Here is a 17,859-nt window from a genome sequence, read left to right on the forward strand (position 1 = left end):
GAGGAGGTAGCCGTGGCGACACCGTCGTTGCCGGCCGGATTCGACTTCACCGATCCGGCGCTGTGGGAGACGCGAAGGCCCATCGAGGAATTCGCCATGCTGCGCCGGACCGCTCCGGTCTGGTGGCAGCCGCAGGAGGACGACCGCTCCGGTGGCTTCCGCGACGGCGGCTACTGGGTGGTGAGCACACTGGCCGACGTCAAGGAGATCTCGCGCAACCCGGAGTTGTTCTCCTCCGAACGCAAAGGCTCGATCATCCGGCCGTCCGACACCACCACGCCGGAGCAGTCGGCCGCGGCGAGCGTGCTGCTGGTGAACATGGACCCGCCGAAGCACTCCAAGTTCCGCAAAATCATCACGAAGGGTTTCACGCCGCGCGCGGTGGAGGGCTTGCGGGCGGCGCTGACCGAGCGAGCGCATGCCATTGTGCACGAGGCGAAGAAAACGGGCGGCGGCAATTTCGTCGAACAGGTCGCGTGCGAGTTGCCGTTGCAGGCGATCGCCGAGTTGATCGGCGTGCCCCAGCAAGACCGGCGCAAGCTGTTCGACTGGTCGAATCAGATGCTCAGCTACGACGACCCGGATTACGGTGATCCCGCGCTCGCCTCCGCCGAAATCCTCGGTTATGCCTGGAACCTGGCCGAGCAGCGGCGCGGTGCCCCGGCGGGGGATATCGTGTCCGAACTCGTGCACGCCGACGTCGACGGCGAGTCGCTCGGCTCCGACGAATTCGGTTTCTTCGTGATCCTGCTTTCGGTGGCGGGCAACGAAACGACACGCAATGCCATTACGCACGGCATGAAGGCATTCGTGGACCATCCCGAGCAATGGGAGCTGTACCAGGAACGGCGGCCGCGCACGGCGCCGGACGAGATCGTCCGGTGGGCCACGCCGGTGACCGCGTTCCAGCGCACCGCCACCGCCGATACCGAGCTCGGTGGCACACCGATCCGGCAGGGTGAGCGGGTCGGACTGTTCTACGGTTCGGCCAACTTCGACGAGGACGCGTTCGACGATCCGTTCACCTTCGACATTCTTCGCGACCCGAATCCACATGTCGGGTTCGGCGGCACCGGCGCGCACTACTGCGTCGGCGCGAACCTGGCCAGGCTGGAAATCGACCTGATGTTCAACGCCATCGCCGACGCCATGCCCAAGATCACCGAGGTCGCCGATCCGGTACGGTTGCGGTCGGGGTGGATCAACGGAATCAAGAATTGGCAGGTCCGATACGAATGACTCTTCGAAACGTACCGCTACGGACGCTGAGCGGTGAACCAGCGACGCTGACCGAGCTGGTCGGCGACAATGTGGTGCTGCTGGTCAACGTGGCCTCCAAATGCGGGCTGACGCCGCAGTACAGCGGGCTGGTCGAATTGCAGAAGTCCTACGGCCCGCGCGGTTTCAGCGTGGTCGGCGTGCCCAGCAATCAGTTCATGGGGCAGGAGCCGGGTACCGCCGAGGAAATCCAGGAGTTCTGCTCGACCACCTATGGCGTCGACTTCCCGCTGCTGGAGAAGACCGATGTCAACGGGGAAAACCAGCACCCGCTGTATGAAACCCTGGTCGAGACCGCCGATGCCGACGGCACGGCCGGCGACGTCCAGTGGAACTTCGAGAAGTTCCTGATCGATCGCGACGGAAAGGTGGCCGGGCGTTTCCGCCCCACCGTCACCCCCGATGCGCCCGCGCTGGTGGCAGCGATCGAATCTCTGCTCTGAGTGCACAATTCGAGGCCCGTCCGATCGGACGGGCCTCGAATCATGTGGCGAAGTACCCGCCACCACCTCGGCCTCCGCGACGCCCGCAGCTAACCCCCACCGCCGCACCAGTTCTGACGGTTCGCACCGACAATTGTCGGTGCGGGGCGTCAGAAAGCGTGCGGCGGCAGGGCGACGTGGACGCGGTGCTCGGCGCCGTAGTGGATGCCGGTGCCGACGGCCAGGAAGCCCAGGCGGGCGGCGAGTTTGAGGCTGGGTTCGTTGTGGGTGTGGACGAGGGCCCAGATGGAGTTCACGCGTAGGTCGTCGAGGCCGTACCGGAGGATGGCGGTGGCGGCCTCGGTGGCGAGCCCGCGACCGCCGTAGGCAGGACTGAGGTACCAGCCGATCTCCGGTAGGTCGCCTGGAAGTTCCCAGGACGGGCGGAGATGGCCGAGTCCCACGACCTCGCCCTCATGCAGGATGACCCAGTGCCCCATCCTCGGTGGTCCGTCGTAGGCGAGCCGCCCCCGCACCATCTTTCGCGCGTTGTCGGCCACGCTGAAGTCGATATCGATGTAGGTGCTCATGCCCGGGTGCGCGAACACCGCGACGACGGCGTCGGTGTGCTCGGCGCGTAGCGGCACGAGCGTCAGTCTCTCGGTCTCCAATATGGTTTGCCCCATATGCCGATCGTGCACCCTCGCAGCGGTTTATGGGGGCTCGGAGTGGTCCCGGGTCTACTGGTCTACCGTGAAGATCACCGGGCGAGCGGTCCGGGCGGCGCGGGTGAAGAAGGTTCTGATGTCGATGAGATTGGACCAGGTGTAGTCGAAGTCGTCGGCATTGCGTGGGCCGTTGTAGTCATCGGCGTCCAGGTCGAAAAAGCGTTCCCGCAAGAATTGTTCGTCGAGCAGGGACAATGCGCGCGCTACATCATCGACCTGTCCGGCGGTGAGGTAGCTGACGAAGTAATCGTCTCCCGCGTCGAGGCGGGTACCGCCGAGGACAGCGTGAGACAGGGGATAGGTGCCGCCCGCGGGATCGAGGGTGCCGTCGGACAGGCATCGGTGAATGGCATCCCACGCTTTGTCACTGCTGACCTGGTCGGCCTCGTCGTCCAGCCCTTCTTCGATCTCTTCGATAAGCGTCAGGACCGTGTCGGGACTGTCCGCATCGAGAAGCGCGTCCGCCTGTTCCGGTGTCAAAGCGAAGTGAACGCCTAGCTGTCCCATGCACCTGCCCTTCGAGTTGTTTCCCGAAAGCATCTCGCGGGCTGGGACATTGCGCTACACATCAGTTCTGGGGGGGCTACGGCGCCGAGCGCCGCGTCCATATGGTGGGGTCAGCCGCGGCGGGTGAGGGGGTCGCGGAGGCCGAGATGGTGGCGCAGGGTTGTGCCGGTGTACTCGGTGCGGTAGACGCCTCGTTCCTGGAGTTCGGGGACGAGCCAGTCGACGATTTCGTCCAGGCCGGTGGGCACCAGGTAGGGGGAGATGTTGAATCCGTCGACCGCGCCCTGACGGACCCAGCGGGCGAGCTCGTCCGCGACCTGAGCGGGGGTGCCGGCGAAGCCGGAACGTTCGGTGGTAGCGATGACTGTCTCACGCAGAGAAAGGTTTTCGGCCTCCGCGCGGGCGCGCCATTCGCGGGCGATGGCGTGCGGATCCTGCCCGTGGCGTGGCGAGCCGCGGGTCTCGGAGATGGGCCGGTGTTCCGGGTCTTCCTTCGGGAGCGGGCCGTCGGGGTCGAGGTGGGACAGGTCGCGGCCCCAGACCTGACCGGCCAGGGAAAGCGCCGTCTGGCCGGTGTATTGGCCGTTCTTGACCCAGCGGACCTTCTCCTCGACCTCGGATTCCTTCTCCGCCAGCACGATCTGGGTACCGGGGAGAATCTTGATGTCGTCGGCCGGCCGGCCGGCCGCGCGCAGGCGGGCCCGGATGTCGTTCGCGAAGGCGAGGGCGTCGTCGAAATGCGTTCCGTGCCTGGAGAAGATCACGTCGGCGTTGGCCGCGGCGAAATCGCGGCCGGTGGGGGAGTCGCCGGCCTGGAAGATGACGGGATGTCCCTGGGCGCTGCGCGGGAGCGTCGGGGTGATCGACACCTGGAAGTGATCGGTGGATCGTTCGACCGGCGTGACCGCGTCGGCGCTCGCCCACGACGGACTCTGCGGCGAGGTGGCGATGGCGCCGTCGCGCCAGGCATCCCAGATGGCGCGGGCGGTCGCGAGGAACTCCCCGGCCCGCTCGTAGCGCAGCGCGTGGTCCAAATAGCCACCGCGGCGGAAGTTTTCGCCGGTCCAGGCGTTGTCGGTGGTGACAGCGTTCCAGCCGGCGCGGCCGCCGGAGATCAGGTCCAGGCCGCTCAATCGGCGGGCCAGGTCGGCGGGCTCGTTGTAGGTGGTGTTCTGGGTGGCGACCAGGCCGATGTGCCGGGTGACGCCCGCCAGCGCGGCCAGCTGGGCGATCGCGTCCGGGCGGCCCGCGATATCGAGTTCGAGAATCTTGCCGTCCTGCTCCCGCAGTCGCAGCCCCTCGCCGAGGAAGAACGCGTCGAACAGCCCGCGCTCGGCGGTCTGCGCGACCCGGCGGAAGGTCTCGAAGTCGATCTGCGAGCCGCTGGCCGGGTCGGACCAGATGGTGGTGTGGTTGACGCCCTGGAAGAACACACCGAAATGGACCTGGGCGTCCGGACGTGGATGAGCGGTCATGTCGTTGGCTCCTGTCAGTGCGACGCGGCGTAGCGATTGGCGGGGCGGGCCAGGCCGAGGTTGGCGCGCAGCGTGGAACCCGGCACCGGACGGTGCGCGATGCCGGTGCGCAGCAGCGCGGGCAGAACCTCGCGGGCGAGCACCGGAAGGTCCTCGTCGATGACCGCCGGGTGCAGGCGCACGCCGTCGAGATGGGCGCTGAGGTGGGTCAGCAGATCGACCAGCTCGGCCGCGGATCCGGAAAACGCCAGCCGGGCAGGGGAATTCGAGGGCGCCGCGCCGAGCCGTTCGCCGGCGGTCGCGCCGGGGGTGTCCAGGGTGACATCGATCTCGGCGAATGCCAGACCGGCGTGCGCCCGCTCGGCCGATTCGATGGCGGCGGCGACCGAGTCGGCCGCGACGAGCCGGACATCGACATCGCCGGTGGCGCCGAACACGACCGGTTGCCCCTGCGGCGGGCGGGGCACGATCGCCGGTCCCTTCACCGAGTAGGTCTCGCCGCGAAAGTCGATGTAGTGCAGCCGGTTCCGGTCCAGGAATCGTCCGTTGGGATAGTCGCGGAGCACCGCGTCGTCGTCCCACGAGTCCCACAGGCGGCGGGCCACCTCGATGGAATCGTCCTGTTCCCTGGCGAGTTCGTCGGCGGGTACCTGGGTGCGTCCCCAGGCGGCGGCCGCCCTCGGGTCGTCGATCGGCTCGGCGATCCACCCGGCCCGGCCGCGCGACGCGTAATCCAGCGTCGCGATCTGCGAGGACGTGTGGAACGGTTCGGCGTAGCTGGTGGCGACCGTCGGCACCAGGCCGATGGTGCTGGTCGTCGCGGCCACGAACGACGCGCGGGTCACCGCGTCGATGCGTCCGGCGACGGCCTCCGGCGGCAGGATGGAGTCGGCGAAGGTGACGAGGGTGAAGCCCGCGTTCTCCGCCGTGGCGACCCGGGCGCGCAGGGTGTCGCCGGTGAGCAAGCGGTCCGGCGCGTGCGCGGCACGCCGCCAGGCCTCGGGGTGGAAGCCTTCGCCGTCGAGTTCTAGGCCGAGCGCGAAAACGCCCATTCGACACCTTCTTCCGTGCGATCGAGGATTGCGGTGATGACGCCGTTGTCGGCGAGCAGGACCGGCCGGGTGTCGCCGGCCAGTCGTTCGGCGGCGGCCCCGCGGGATTCGCGGATGCCGACGACGAGAAGTGGGGGATCGAGGTGCGTGGTGACCGGATCGCCCTGCGGTGCGGCGGTCAGCGTGGCGCGGGCCGCGGAGCCGAGGATCTCGGCCACCACCACCTCGTCCGATCCGGGCCGATCCAGCACCACCGGCAGAGCCGTTGCCGCGCCCAGTATTTCGAGCGCCTCGGCGACCGTCGCGGTCGACGGCACGAACGCGACCGTGCCGGAGTAACTCTGCCCGGTTCCGACGGTGTCCGTCGCGGCGACCTCGAACCCGAGCCTGCCGACCCATTCGTCGTCGAAATACTTGCTCAGATAGGCCCGCCCGGAATCGGGCACGATCACCACCACCAGGTCCTGCGGCTCCAGCGTGGCCGCCACCCGCAGCGCCGCCGCGACGGAGACGCCGGCCGAACCGCCGACGAGCAGCCCTTCCTCCCGCGCCAACCGGGCGATCACCGCGAAAGCCTCTGCGTCACTGACCCGTTCGATCCGCGACAGCACGTCTCGGTGATACGACCGCGGCCATTCGTCCACGGCCGTCTCCGGATGCCGGAAGTGCCCGACCGCCTCGACGTAGTAGGCCCGGCCGTCGCCGCCGCCGTACACCGAATGCTCCGGATCCGCCCCGATGACCTGAACGCGGCCGTTCGACACCTCGCCGAGGTAGCGCCCCGCGCCGCTGACCGTCCCGCCGGTCCCGATCCCCGCCACGAAATGCGTGACGCGCCCGCCGGTCTGCGCCCAGATCTCCGGTCCGGTCGTGCGGTAGTGCGCCTCCGGATTCGCCGGATTGTCGTACTGACCGGCCAGCCATCCGCCGGGTATCTCGGCGGCGAGGCGGGTCGCGAGATTGCGCACATGCTCGGGATGATGCGTTGGCCGGCCGCCGGGAGTCACCCGGACATCCGCGCCGAGCGCCCGCAGAATCGCGATCTTCTCCCGGCTGGTCTTGTCCGGCACCACAACCACGGTCCGATACCCGAGCGCGGCGCCGACCAGCGCCAGCCCGATCCCGGTATTGCCCGACGTCCCTTCGACAATGGTGCCGCCGGGGCGCAGCTCCCCGCTCGCCTCGGCCGCCCGCACCATGGACGCGGCGACCCGATCCTTCACGCTGCCACCGGGATTGGTGAATTCGAGCTTGGCGTACACCGCCGCACCCCCGGCCGCAGGCACCCGATTCAACCGAACCAGCGGCGTGTGCCCGATCGCCTCGACGACGGACTCGAAGACCTGCGGCGCACCGACGAGACCGGCTCGCCCCACTGGCATTTTGACACCTCTCTGTCCGACGGGCGAAGCAGCCCTCGTCGAGCATGCGGTCCGGCGCGGGGGAGCGCGACGGTTTGCGTCGGGCTGATTCGAAGCCGGGCCCGCACGGCACGAGTCCCGGGTCCACCGCGGACCCGGGACTCGTGTGGTGCGGAACTACCGCGCGGCGCGGGCCGAAAGACCGGCCGCGACCAGCACCGTCACCCCCTCGGCAATGGCGGTGCCGCCGAGCGCGTGTGCCGCGGACAGTGCCGTACTGCCGGCCAGGCCGAGGAACAGCGTGCCGAACGACGCGATGCCGACCACGATGCCGAGCTGCACATTGGTCACCAGGATTCCGCTGGCGTCCGCGGCCAGGCTCATCGGCACCTTGGCCAGCGTCCGCGTCATCAGGGGACTGAACGCGAATCCGTTGCCCACACCGCAGAGCCCGAGCAGGACCAAAACCAGCGGGCCGACCTCCGCGCCGTCGCGCAGCAACAGACCGACGGTCACCATGCTCGCCGCGGCAAGCACGAGCCCGAGCGGAATCATCGTGGCGTGGAAGCGATGTGGTACACGCTCCCAGTTCAGGCCCGCGATGGCGAAGGTCGCGCCCATGGGGATGAACAGCAGGCCCGCGTGCAGCGCGCTGTAACCGAGCGTGCTCTGCAAGTGGATGGCCATCACGAACATCCAGCCGCCGAAGGTCGCCATCACCACGAACAGGGTCGCCGCGGCGAGCAGCAGTCCCGGCGCGGCCAGCACCCGGTGCGAGAACAACGGCTCGCCGTCGCGGGCCGCGACGGCCCGCTCGATCCCGACGAACGCCGCGAACGCGATCACGCACGCGCCCAACGAGATCCACGACCACAGCGGCCAATCGAGCTCGCGGCCGAGCACCAACGGCAGTACCAGCGCCAGCACCGCCGCGGTGAGCACGGTCAGCCCGGCCAGGTCGAGCTTGCGATCGAAGCGCTGGGTCACTGTCGGCAGCACCCGCGGCGCGACCACCAGCAGGACCAGGCCGATCGGCACGTTGACCAGGAACACGCCGCGCCAGCCGCTGCCCCACAGGTCGGCGCTGACGATGAGCCCGCCGAGCACCTGCCCGGCGACCATGCCGCCGGAAATGATCGCGGAATACACGCTGAGCGCCTTGGCCCGCGCGTTGCCGGTGAAGTTGCGCTGGATGAGCGTCATGATCTGCGGCACCATCGCCGCCGCGCCCACGCCCTGGGCGAAGCGGAAAACGATGAGCGAGGTTTCGTTCCACGCCAGCCCGCATACCAGCGAGGCGAGCGTGAACAGTGCCAATCCGGCGATGAACATCCGCCGCTGACTGAATCGGTCGCCGAGCCGGGCCCCGGTTACCAGCAGCACGGCATAGGCGATCACATATCCGGCGACGATCAGCTGCAACGCGGCGCCGGAGGTGTGCAGGGAACTGCGAATCGAGGGAATCGCGACATTGACGATGGAGGCGTCGAGCACGGCCATGAATTGACCGGTGAGAATCACGGCGAGGATGGCCAGGGTGCGCCGCGCACCGTACGCGGCGGGTGGTGCGGCCGGGGGCGCGGTAACCGGCTCTGCGGCTGCCGAATCCGGCGACAAGATCTGCGTCATGCACTGATCTTGCGGGCTGCGCGACACCAGTAACAGGAGCCCAATAGAACTGGTATTGGCAACACCTGGATAAGCGCGCGCTTCGCGAGGAATGTCCGCTCTGCGGCATATTATTCCGGTGAGATGTGGCGGAGACCACCTGATTCGCCGCCGGAACGCCGTCTACCCCGAAATACTTAGACAAGCTAACCTGTTTCAAAGATATAAGGCGTTTCCAACTTTCTCAGCGAGGGAGATCTGCCATGGCGGTTGGTGCACGCGACGAGCGACTACAGCGCCGAATCGCGCGATTGTTCGCCGACGACGAACAGGTGAAGGCCGCGCGGCCGATCGAGTCGGTGGCCGCGGCCATGCGCGAACCCGGGAAGCGGATGGGCGAGGTGGTCGCCACCGCGATGGCGGGTTATGCCGATCGGCCCGCGGTCGGTCAGCGGGCGTTCGAGGTGGTCACCGACGACGCGACCGGCGTCACGTCGGTGCGGCTGCTGCCCAGGTACGAGACCATCACCTACGGTGAACTGTGGCAGCGGGTCGGCGCGGTCGCGACCGCCTGGCAGAGCGATCCCGAAAAGCCGTTGCGCGCAGGTGATTTCATTGCACTGCTCGGCTTCACCAGCACCGACTACCTGACCCTCGACCTGGCCGTCATGCACATGGGCGCGGTCGCCGTGCCGTTGCAGGCGAGCGCGGCGGTCGCCCAGCTGACCTCGATCCTCAGCGAGACCGAGCCGCGGCTGCTCGCCTCGACGCCGGACCACCTCGACGCGGCGGTGGACTGCCTGCTCGCGGGCACCTCGCCGGAGCGGCTGCTGGTATTCGACTACCACCGAGCGGACGACGCGCAGCGCGCGACGGTCGAGGCCGCCCGCAGGCGACTGGCCGACGCGGGCAGCTCGGTGATCGTCGAAACGCTCGACGACGTGCTCGAACGGGGCGGCGCACTGCCGCAGGCTCCGCTGTTCGTCCCCGATCCGGACGACGACCCGATCGCCCTGCTCATCTACACCTCGGGCAGCACGGGCACGCCGAAGGGCGCGATCTACACCGAGCGGCTGGCGCGGGCGGGCTGGCAGGGGCTGGCCACCGGCGTCGGCATCAATCTGAACTACATGCCGATGAGTCACATCGCGGGCCGCCTGGCGCTGATCGGCGTGCTGGCCCGCGGCGGCACCGCGTACTTCGCCGCGAAGAGCGATATGTCGACGCTGTTCGAAGACATTTCGCTGGTGCGGCCCACCGAGATCTTCTTCGTTCCGCGGGTGTGCGACATGATCTTTCAGCGCTACCGCAGCGAGATCGACCGGCGCTCCGGCGCCGGCGTCGATCCGGCGGCGCTCGACGACGAGGTGAAAACCGAACTGCGGCAGAACTATCTGGGTGGCAGGCTGCTCGGCGCGATCGTCGGCAGCGCGCCGTTGTCCGCGCAGATGCGGGCGTTCATGGAATCCGTGCTCGATGTGCAACTGCACGACGGCTACGGCTCCACCGAGGCCGGTGCGGGCATCCTGATGGACAACCGGGTCCAGCGCCCGATGGTCACCGACTACAAGCTGGTCGACGTGCCGGAACTCGGCTACTTCCGCACCGATCAACCGTATCCCCGCGGTGAGTTCCTGGTGAAGGCGAAGACCCAGATCCCCGGGTACTACAAGCGCCCCGACATCACCGCGGAGATCTTCGACGAGGAGGGCTTCTACCGGACCGGTGACATCGTGGCCGAAATCGGTCCCGACGAGCTGGTGTACGTCGATCGCCGCAACAACGTGCTCAAGCTGTCCCAGGGCGAGTTCGTGACCGTCGCCAATCTGGAGGCGGTCTATGCCACCAGCCCGCTCATCCGGCAGATCTACATCTACGGCAGCAGCGAACGCTCCTATCTGGTCGCGGTGATCGTGCCCACCGAGGCCGCGCTGCGCGACACCGATACCGACACCTTGAAATCCGCACTGGCCGAATCGATTCAGCAGCTGGCCAAGGCCGCGGATCTTCAGTCCTATGAGATTCCACGCGAATTCCTGATCGAGACCGAGCCGTTCACCGTGGAGAACGGACTGCTTTCCGGCATCTCGAAGCTGTTGCGCCCCAAGCTGAAGGAACGCTACGGCGAACGCCTCGAGCAGATCTACACCGATCACGCGGCACGGCAGAGCGACGAAATGCTGGAGCTGCGTCGCGAGGCCGCGTCTCGTCCGGTACTGGACACGGTGAGTCATGCGGCGCGCGCCCTGCTCGGCATCGCGTCCACCGAGCTGCGGCCCGACGCGCACTTCACCGATCTGGGCGGCGATTCCCTTTCGGCGCTGTCGTTTTCGAACCTGCTGGACGAGACGTTCGGGGTGGAGGTGCCGGTCGGTGTCATCATCAGCCCGGCGAACAACCTCCGCGCGATCGCGAAATACATCGAGGCCGAACGGGATTCGGGCGCGAAGCGGCCGACGGTGACGTCCGTGCACGGCAGCGGAACGGAGATCCGCGCGGCGGACCTCACCCTGGACAAGTTCATCGACGCGCGAACCCTGGCCGCCGCCAACGCGATTCCGGCCGCGCCGGTGCCCGCGCAGACGGTCCTGCTTACCGGCGCGAACGGCTACCTCGGGCGCTTCCTCTGCCTGGAATGGCTGGAGCGACTGGATCGGACCGGCGGAAAGCTGATCTGCCTCGTGCGTGGCAGTGACGCGACCGCGGCCCGCGAACGCCTGGACGCGGCGTTCGACAGCGGCGATCCGGCACTCGTCGCGCACTACCAGGAACTGGCCGCCCGGAACCTCGAGGTGCTGCCCGGCGACATCGGGGACCCCGACCTCGGTCTGGACGACGCCACCTGGCAGCGGCTCGCCGAGACGGTCGACCTGATCGTCCACCCGGCCGCGCTGGTCAATCACGTTCTTCCCTATGGCCAGCTGTTCGGGCCGAATGTGGTCGGCACCGCGGAGATCATCCGCCTGGCCATCACCGCGCGGCGCAAGCCGGTCACCTACCTGTCGACCGTCGGTGTGGCGGATCAGGTCGATCCGGCGGTGTTCGAGGAGGACAGCGACATTCGTCAGATGAGCGCGGTCCGCGCCGTGCGCGAGGGGTATGCCAACGGTTACGGCAACAGCAAGTGGGCCGGTGAGGTGTTGCTGCGCGAGGCGCACGATCTGTGCGGGCTGCCGGTCGCGGTGTTCCGTTCGGACATGATCCTGGCCGACCGTCGCTACGCCGGACAACTCAACGTTCCCGACGTCTTCACCCGGCTCATCCTGAGCATTGCCGCCACCGGCATCGCGCCGTATTCCTTCTACACCACCGACGCCGACGGCAAACGCCGGCGCGCGCACTACGACGGGCTCCCCGCCGATTTCACCGCGGAGGCGATCACCACCCTCGGTGTCCAAGCCACCGAGGGCTTCCAGACCTACGACGCCTGGAATCCGCACGACGACGGCATCTCGCTGGACGAGTTCGTCGACTGGATGATCGATTCCGGCCGCCCCATCCAGCGGATCACCGATTACGCCGAGTGGTTCGCGCGTTTCGAAACGGCCATTCGCGCCTTGCCGGAGAGGCAGCGTCAGGCGTCGGTGCTGCCGCTGCTCGATGCGTACCGGCACCAGCGCGCGCCGGTACGCGGCTCGCTGCTGCCCGCCAAGAAGTTCCAGGCGGCGGTGCAGGCCGCCGGGATCGGGCCGGACAAGGACATTCCGCATCTGACAGAGTCGCTGATCCGCAAGTACCTCACCGATCTGCAACTGCTCCAACTGCTTTGAGCGGTTACGCTGCCGCGTGCACCTCGTCGGCGACGTCGAGGTCCGCGCGGCGGCGGAACAGGACGATGGTCGCGCCGATGAGAACGATGGCGTAGACGATGACGAAGCTGTTGATCAGCAGTTGCGCGCCCGGCCACCACGGCGGGAACAGGAACAGGCCGACGACGACATAGTTGGGGTCGTATTCCCAGGTCCATGCGCCGATCGAGACGAAAAGCAGTGCGGCGACCAGCCACCAGGCCCAATGGGATTGCGCTCGGTGCACCAGGTAGACGAACAGCGGGACGAACCAGACCCAGTGGTGGTCCCAGGAGAACGGCGAGACCGCGCACGCGGTGAGGCCGGCCAGGGTTACCGCGAGCAATCGTTCGCCGTGCCGGAAGAGGCCGACGGTGATGGCGAGGCTCACCAGGGTGACGGTGCCGGCGATGAGCAGCCACAGCCACACCGGTGCCGGGTGGTGCGTGAGATGGGCGATGACGCCGCGGATGGATTGGTTGGACGGGTGCATGTCGTCGGCGATGCGGTTGGATTGGAAGAAGGTCGAGGTCCAGTACTGCCGGGAGTCGGCGGGGAGCACGATCCAGGCCAGGACGATCGAGGCGACGAACGCGCCCACCGCGGTGGCGGCCGAGCGCCATTGGCGCAGCGCGAGGAACTGCACGACGAAGTAGGCGGGGACGAGTTTGATGCCCGCGGCGATGCCGACGCCGATGCCGCGCAGCCTGCTCCGATCCGCTCGGGAGAAGTCCCACAGCACCAGCAGCATCAGCATCAGGTTGATCTGACCGTAGAACAGCGTGGTGCGGACCGGCTCGATGAACGCGAGGGTGATCGCCAGCAGGCCACTGACGGCGGCGAGTTGGCCGTTGATCCGGTATCCGAGGATGCGCCAGCTCAGCAGCACGCAGCCGAAGAGCACCAGCAGGTTCAAGATCAACCAGGTGTCGGCGACCCACCGCCACGGAATCGCGACGATGGGGATGAAGGCGATGGTCGAGAACGGCGTGTAGGTGTACAGGAGCCCAGCAATGGTCGGCTCGGTGTAGAGCGGCAGTCCGTGCAGGATGCGCCAGGCGCCGTCCCGATATACATGCACGTCCAGCCCGCCGTCCAGGATGCCTGCCCGGTCCAGCCACGGGTCGACCGTGGTGAACAGCAGGATCACCGCCAGAGCGGCACTCGCGGCCAGTATGAAAAGTGTTGGGCCCGTGCGTGGAAACTCCAGCATCCGGGACTTGGGCACAAGTGATCAACTTACCGAATAACTCGAGCGCGAGCACGCCCCGAACTCCCTGGGGCCGGGGCGGTGCTCGAATCGTTACCGCTACCAGGGGATTTGTCGGGTGTGCGACATGCCACGCCGGTCTACGCCCGGGCCGGTCCGGGGAAGAACCGGTTGGTGCGCGCCTGGTAGTCGCGGTAGTCCGGGCGCTTCTGCATGCTGTAGTACTCGGCGGGAACGGCGCCGGTATAGAAGACCAGGCACCAGTACATGGTGACCGAGCAGCCGAGCAATCCGATGACGAGCCAGATCGCCGTGTACAGGTTTGTCCGGCCGAGATGGTCGACCAGTTCGGGCAGGCACATGACGGCCACGGCGTTCCACTGCATCCATTGGAAGAAGTAGTTCGGGTGCCGGCTGTACTTCCACAGCCCGGCATCGCAGCTGCGTTTGACGCCTTCGCGTTTCGCGGCCGCGCCGAAGCGCAGCTTCTGCATATCGGCGGTCGATTCCAGAACCCAGGAACCGGCCCAGACCACCAGGCCGACGAGGGTGAGCGCGCCGAAGGCCGGGCGGTCGGCGGAGACGGCGAGCGCGGCGGGCACCGCGAGCACCGTGCAGTTCGCCCAGCCCTGTACCAGAACCTCGGCGACCAGGTCGACGCGTTCGTCGCCGAGCGAGGTGCGTCGCCAGCGCAACCGCTGGAATCGATACCGGGGTAGTTCCCGGTCGAATTCGCCGGTGCGCCAGAGGGCTAGCGCGGCGAGGCCCATCCGTGCTCCGACGACCAGATAGAAGCAGGCGATCGCGCCGGCGAAGAGTGAGAAGTCGCCGAAGGCCAGCACTTCCGCACCCAGCACGACCAGACCCCACGGCCAGGCGATGTCGACATAGGTCATCCGCCGGGTGCGCCACGCCGGGACGCACGCGACGGCGATGAACAACACCAGCTGCGCTACCGCGTTGACGATCGCGAAGGCGCGGATGCTCTCGTCGACCAGCATCGCGACGAACAACGGGACGCAGAGCATGGAGGAGAGGAATCGCCGGATCGGGTGTCGGTTCGGTCTATCGGCCACTGCGCCTCCTGGTTCGGGTGCAGCAGAGGTTATTCCAAGTCGATCGACTTAACAAGTCGATCGACAGGTTTTGCTATGCTCGCCGGGTGAGCAGCGCGAAGCGGACCCAGGCCGAACGGCGAACCGGAACGGTCGCCGCACTGCTCGACGCGACCGTCGCCAGCCTGATCGAGGTCGGCTACGCCGGCACCTCCACCCGCGCCGTCGCCGAGCGGGCCGGGGTGAGCCAGGGCGCGCAGCAGTACTACTTTCCGTCCAAGGCGGCGCTGGTCGACGCGGCGATGGCCCGGCTCGGGGAGCAACTGTTCGGCGAGTTCGTCACGACACCCACCCCGGAGTCGAGCGAACGCGAGGTCGCCGCGGTGCTGCTGGACCGGCTGTGGCGACTGCACTGCCTGCCCATCGCTCCCGCGGTGCTCGAGCTGTTCAACGTCGCCCGGACGGACAGCGAGATCGCCCGCAGCGCAGTCGAACTGACCACCATCGGGATGGACAGTTTCCGCAGGCAAGCCAGGGCGGCGCTGCCCACCTACGCCGCGTCGCCAGGTTTCGAGAGCCTGCTGGACATGGCCGTGGCCACCGTTCGCGGCGTCGCGCTGGTGGCCGCGATTCCCGGCGCGGCACCGGAATGGTCGGACTGGGCCGCGATTCGCGAGCACATCCTGAGCAGCCTCGACGCGCTGGTCGAACCGGGGCGGGGAGGGGGCGCGCGCCAAAACGGGTACTAGCAGCACCTGGATACCGCTACCGATTTACGGCACGATCAGGGGATGACCGATGTGCTCGATGTGCGGGCGGTGCGCAAAGCGCGCCGCGCGGAACTGGGAACCTTCCTGAAGTCGCGGCGAGCCAAGATCTCCCCGGACGACGTCGGGCTGCCGCCCGGACCGCGCCGCCGCACACCGGGATTGCGCCGCGAAGAGGTCGCCCAGCTGTCCGGCATCGGCGTCACCTGGTACACCTGGCTCGAACAAGGCCGCCAGATCAACGTCAGCGTCCAGGTTTTGGACGCGGTCGCCCGGACGCTCGCCCTCGACGACGCCGAACGTGGACACCTCTACCGCCTCGCCGAGGTGCCGACCGTGCCGAGTCCGCACACGAACAGCGCACTGCCCGAGGAGATGCAGACCATCCTCGACCACCTGGCGCCACTGCCCGCGGCCGTGCTCAGCGCGCGATATGACGTGCTGGCCTTCAACGAGCCGTACGCCGCGCTGTGCCCGGGGTTCCTGATGGGGGAGCGCAACGTCGCCCGCCGCGTCTTCCTCACCCCGCAGTGCTGCAACACCTACAAGCACTGCTGGGATGACCTGCGCCGCATGGTCGCCTACCTGCGCGGCGCCTACGCGAAGAACCTCGACGACCCCACCTGGCAGGAGTTCATCGAGGAAATGTGCGCCGCCAGCACCGATTTCGCCACCCTGTGGGCGCGCAACGACGTCGCGATCCCGGCCAACCGGATCAAGCAGATCCGCAACCTCGCCGTCGGGCAACTGGAAATGGTCATCACCAGCATGTCGATCCCCGCGGTAGCCGGCGCCTGGGTCCAGATCTACACCCCGACCGACGAAACCCAATGGGACCGGCTCCGTGTACTACTCGCGATGACCCCCGAGGAACAGCACGAGCCCTGGGCCGAACACCGCAGGCAGTACCACTCGGTGCCGACCGCGGTATGACCTCGGGGCGGGGGAGTCGCCTGCGCTAGTGCGGTGCTCGGAAGCCGCCGATCCGCTGCTCCAGCAGTTCGGCCAAGCGCAGCGGGGTGCGGTCCTCGAACATCGGACCGATCAGCTGCACACCGACCGGCAGGCCCGCGGGGGACAGGCCGGTCGGGACGGCGGTGGCGGGCAGCCCGGGCATGGTGGCCAGGCCGGCCCAGGCGAACTGGTTGAGGAACGGGTAGTCGACGCCGTCGATGTCGATCTTCCGTTCGCCGACGCCCTGCTCGTGGTCGTGCGGGAACGCGGGGGTCGCGGTGATCGGGCAGACCACGGCGTCGAACTCGGCGAAGAGCTGCCGCCAGCCGTGGCGGTGCTGTTCGCGGCGATTGTTCGCCTGGGCCCAGTCCCGATGGCTGAACACCATGCCGCGCAACCACATCGTCGCGAGACTCCGATCGTCCGCACTCAGGCCGGCGGCGCGGGTCCGCAACAGCTCGTAGCGGTCCGCGGGGAAATTCGAGGCGAGGTTCGCGCCCAGCAACTGCACATAAAGCTGCGCGGCCTCGGTCAGATCGGGGAGCAGCGAGGTGTGCCGTTCAACCTTCGCTCCTGCATCGGTGAGCGCGGCGGACACCCGGTGCACGCCTGCCCGGACCGCCGACGAGGTCGGAATGACGGGATGCTCGTCGAGGACCAAGACCCGGAAGTCGCCTAGTTGTTCGTGCCGCGCGGGTGGCAGTGCCAAGTCGTAGGCGACACCGTGCGTCAACGGGTCGGGCCCGGCCATCACGTCCAGCAGGAGCGTGAGGTCGCGGGCGGTGCGGGCCATCGGGCCGACGACGGCCAGGTCGTGTCCGGTGGGCAGGGCGGGCACGGGCGGCGGGACCATGCCGCGGATCGCCACCAGACCGAGGGTCGGCTTGTGCGCGTAGACGCCGCAGAAGTGCGCGGGGGTGCGCAGTGAACCGGCGATGTCGGAGGCGATGGACAGTGCGCCGAACCCCGACGCGAGGGCCGCCGCCGAGCCGCCGGAGGATCCACCCGGCGTGCGACCGTGGTCCCACGGGTTGTTGGTGGTGCCGTAGATCTCGTTGTAGCTCTGGAGGTCTTGCAGCATGAGCGGCACATTGGTCTTGCCGAGGATCACCGCTCCGGCGGCCTTGATTCGCGCGACCTGCACCGCGTCCTCGGCCGGTACGTAGTCCTTGAACTGCGGCATGCCCCAGGTCGTCGGCAGCCCGGCCATGTTGTAGGACTCCTTGACCGTCACCGGAATACCCAGCAGCGGGCCGTCCTCGCCGCGAGCACGCGCCGCATCCGCCGCCCGTGCCGCGGCCCGAGCATTCTCGAAGTCCCGCACGCAGATCGCGTTGATCGCCTCATCGTCCCGCTCGATCCGAGCGATCGCCTCCTCGGTGAGTTCGACCGAGGTCACCGCACCAGCGCGCATCGCGGCCGAAAGCTCTTCGGCCGCACGAAAACTCCACTCCATTGCATCGACCATACCGGCGGATTCCGGGTGCCCGATTCCCTGCCGCGCGGAATCGGGCGGGGCGCCGGGCGTCGTCGTGGAACGCGTAGCCGCGCGAGCATTCCACCGGGGCTACAGTCCGACAGCGGCACGCGCTTGCTCGACCATCGACGTCGGCGCCCCGCAGGCCACGGCCTTCGGTGCGCCGACTTCGCGTAA

Annotated in this window: 14 protein-coding genes; 5 read left to right on the forward strand and 9 right to left on the reverse strand. The window is 68.0% G+C overall.

Annotation, left to right across the window (positions count from 1 at the left end; translation table 11 throughout):
* The first annotated feature begins 12 nt into the window (after positions 1-12).
* Positions 13-1,239, forward strand: coding sequence for a cytochrome P450 (locus tag ACFQ9K_RS30205; protein WP_378724908.1), 1,227 nt, complete (start codon positions 13-15; stop codon positions 1,237-1,239).
* The gene (locus tag ACFQ9K_RS30210; RefSeq protein WP_378724906.1) at positions 1,236-1,721 is read left to right on the forward strand and encodes a glutathione peroxidase; all 486 of its coding nucleotides are present in this window, start codon (positions 1,236-1,238) and stop codon (positions 1,719-1,721) included. The genes ACFQ9K_RS30205 and ACFQ9K_RS30210 overlap by 4 nt, the downstream gene beginning before the upstream one ends.
* A gap of 149 nt (positions 1,722-1,870) precedes the next feature.
* On the opposite strand, the gene ACFQ9K_RS30215 is transcribed toward ACFQ9K_RS30210, so the two are convergent.
* From ACFQ9K_RS30215 to ACFQ9K_RS30240, 6 genes are all read right to left on the reverse strand, one after another.
* Positions 1,871-2,386, reverse strand: a complete 516-nt coding sequence (locus tag ACFQ9K_RS30215) for a GNAT family N-acetyltransferase (protein WP_378726777.1) — start codon at positions 2,384-2,386, stop codon at positions 1,871-1,873.
* A 54-nt stretch (positions 2,387-2,440) separates the two neighbouring features.
* A complete protein-coding gene (locus tag ACFQ9K_RS30220; protein ID WP_378726775.1) occupies positions 2,441-2,935 on the reverse strand; it encodes a YfbM family protein in 495 nt (164 codons plus the stop codon).
* A gap of 110 nt (positions 2,936-3,045) precedes the next feature.
* Positions 3,046-4,410, reverse strand: coding sequence for an NtaA/DmoA family FMN-dependent monooxygenase (locus tag ACFQ9K_RS30225; protein ID WP_378726773.1), 1,365 nt, complete (start codon positions 4,408-4,410; stop codon positions 3,046-3,048).
* A 14-nt stretch (positions 4,411-4,424) separates the two neighbouring features.
* Positions 4,425-5,462 carry an LLM class flavin-dependent oxidoreductase gene (locus ACFQ9K_RS30230; RefSeq protein WP_378726771.1) on the reverse strand — a complete coding sequence of 346 codons (1,038 nt, stop codon included), beginning with the start codon at positions 5,460-5,462 and terminating at the stop codon, positions 4,425-4,427.
* On the reverse strand, positions 5,438-6,844 hold the full coding sequence (locus tag ACFQ9K_RS30235) for a PLP-dependent cysteine synthase family protein (protein WP_378726769.1): 1,407 nt from the start codon (positions 6,842-6,844) through the stop codon (positions 5,438-5,440). The genes ACFQ9K_RS30230 and ACFQ9K_RS30235 overlap by 25 nt, the downstream gene beginning before the upstream one ends.
* Positions 6,845-7,000: 156 nt before the next feature.
* Positions 7,001-8,452, reverse strand: coding sequence for an MFS transporter (locus ACFQ9K_RS30240; protein WP_378725559.1), 1,452 nt, complete (start codon positions 8,450-8,452; stop codon positions 7,001-7,003).
* A gap of 242 nt (positions 8,453-8,694) precedes the next feature.
* On the opposite strand from ACFQ9K_RS30240, the gene car reads away from it, so the two are divergent.
* A complete protein-coding gene (car, locus tag ACFQ9K_RS30245) occupies positions 8,695-12,201 on the forward strand; it encodes a carboxylic acid reductase (protein ID WP_378725557.1) in 3,507 nt (1,168 codons plus the stop codon).
* Between the two features lie 4 nt (positions 12,202-12,205).
* Here the strand turns inward: car and ACFQ9K_RS30250 are convergent, their stop codons facing one another.
* The gene (locus ACFQ9K_RS30250) at positions 12,206-13,369 is read right to left on the reverse strand and encodes a glycosyltransferase 87 family protein (RefSeq protein WP_378725555.1); all 1,164 of its coding nucleotides are present in this window, start codon (positions 13,367-13,369) and stop codon (positions 12,206-12,208) included.
* A 200-nt stretch (positions 13,370-13,569) separates the two neighbouring features.
* On the reverse strand, positions 13,570-14,505 hold the full coding sequence (locus ACFQ9K_RS30255) for a DUF1295 domain-containing protein (protein WP_378725553.1): 936 nt from the start codon (positions 14,503-14,505) through the stop codon (positions 13,570-13,572).
* 86 nt (positions 14,506-14,591) lie between these two features.
* On the opposite strand from ACFQ9K_RS30255, the gene ACFQ9K_RS30260 reads away from it, so the two are divergent.
* Together ACFQ9K_RS30260 and ACFQ9K_RS30265 are read left to right on the forward strand one after the other, a co-directional pair.
* Entirely contained in the window at positions 14,592-15,233 is a 642-nt protein-coding gene (locus ACFQ9K_RS30260; RefSeq protein ID WP_378725551.1) for a TetR/AcrR family transcriptional regulator, read from the forward strand.
* A gap of 42 nt (positions 15,234-15,275) precedes the next feature.
* Positions 15,276-16,184: a helix-turn-helix transcriptional regulator gene (locus tag ACFQ9K_RS30265; protein WP_378725549.1), complete on the forward strand. Its 909-nt coding sequence runs from the start codon at positions 15,276-15,278 to the stop codon at positions 16,182-16,184.
* A gap of 25 nt (positions 16,185-16,209) precedes the next feature.
* Here the strand turns inward: ACFQ9K_RS30265 and ACFQ9K_RS30270 are convergent, their stop codons facing one another.
* Complete coding sequence (locus tag ACFQ9K_RS30270; protein WP_378983887.1) at positions 16,210-17,661, reverse strand: amidase; 1,452 nt, start codon at positions 17,659-17,661, stop codon at positions 16,210-16,212.
* Positions 17,662-17,859: the final 198 nt, after the last annotated feature.

The organism is Nocardia sp. NPDC056564, assembly GCF_042793755.1.
Taxonomy (GTDB): domain Bacteria; phylum Actinomycetota; class Actinomycetes; order Mycobacteriales; family Mycobacteriaceae; genus Nocardia.

What these genes read in the sequence shown, in the direction of transcription:
- ACFQ9K_RS30210 (WP_378724906.1), top strand. Translation starts at nt 1,236, where the DNA reads ATGACTCTTCGAAACGTACCGCTACGGACGCTGAGCGGTGAACCAGCG.
- ACFQ9K_RS30215 (WP_378726777.1), bottom strand. Translation starts at nt 2,386, where the DNA reads ATGGGGCAAACCATATTGGAGACCGAGAGACTGACGCTCGTGCCGCTA.
- ACFQ9K_RS30220 (WP_378726775.1), bottom strand. Translation starts at nt 2,935, where the DNA reads ATGGGACAGCTAGGCGTTCACTTCGCTTTGACACCGGAACAGGCGGAC.
- ACFQ9K_RS30225 (WP_378726773.1), bottom strand. Translation starts at nt 4,410, where the DNA reads ATGACCGCTCATCCACGTCCGGACGCCCAGGTCCATTTCGGTGTGTTC.
- ACFQ9K_RS30230 (WP_378726771.1), bottom strand. Translation starts at nt 5,462, where the DNA reads ATGGGCGTTTTCGCGCTCGGCCTAGAACTCGACGGCGAAGGCTTCCAC.
- ACFQ9K_RS30235 (WP_378726769.1), bottom strand. Translation starts at nt 6,844, where the DNA reads ATGCCAGTGGGGCGAGCCGGTCTCGTCGGTGCGCCGCAGGTCTTCGAG.
- ACFQ9K_RS30240 (WP_378725559.1), bottom strand. Translation starts at nt 8,452, where the DNA reads ATGACGCAGATCTTGTCGCCGGATTCGGCAGCCGCAGAGCCGGTTACC.
- car (WP_378725557.1), top strand. Translation starts at nt 8,695, where the DNA reads ATGGCGGTTGGTGCACGCGACGAGCGACTACAGCGCCGAATCGCGCGA.
- ACFQ9K_RS30265 (WP_378725549.1), top strand. Translation starts at nt 15,276, where the DNA reads ATGACCGATGTGCTCGATGTGCGGGCGGTGCGCAAAGCGCGCCGCGCG.
- ACFQ9K_RS30270 (WP_378983887.1), bottom strand. Translation starts at nt 17,661, where the DNA reads ATGGAGTGGAGTTTTCGTGCGGCCGAAGAGCTTTCGGCCGCGATGCGC.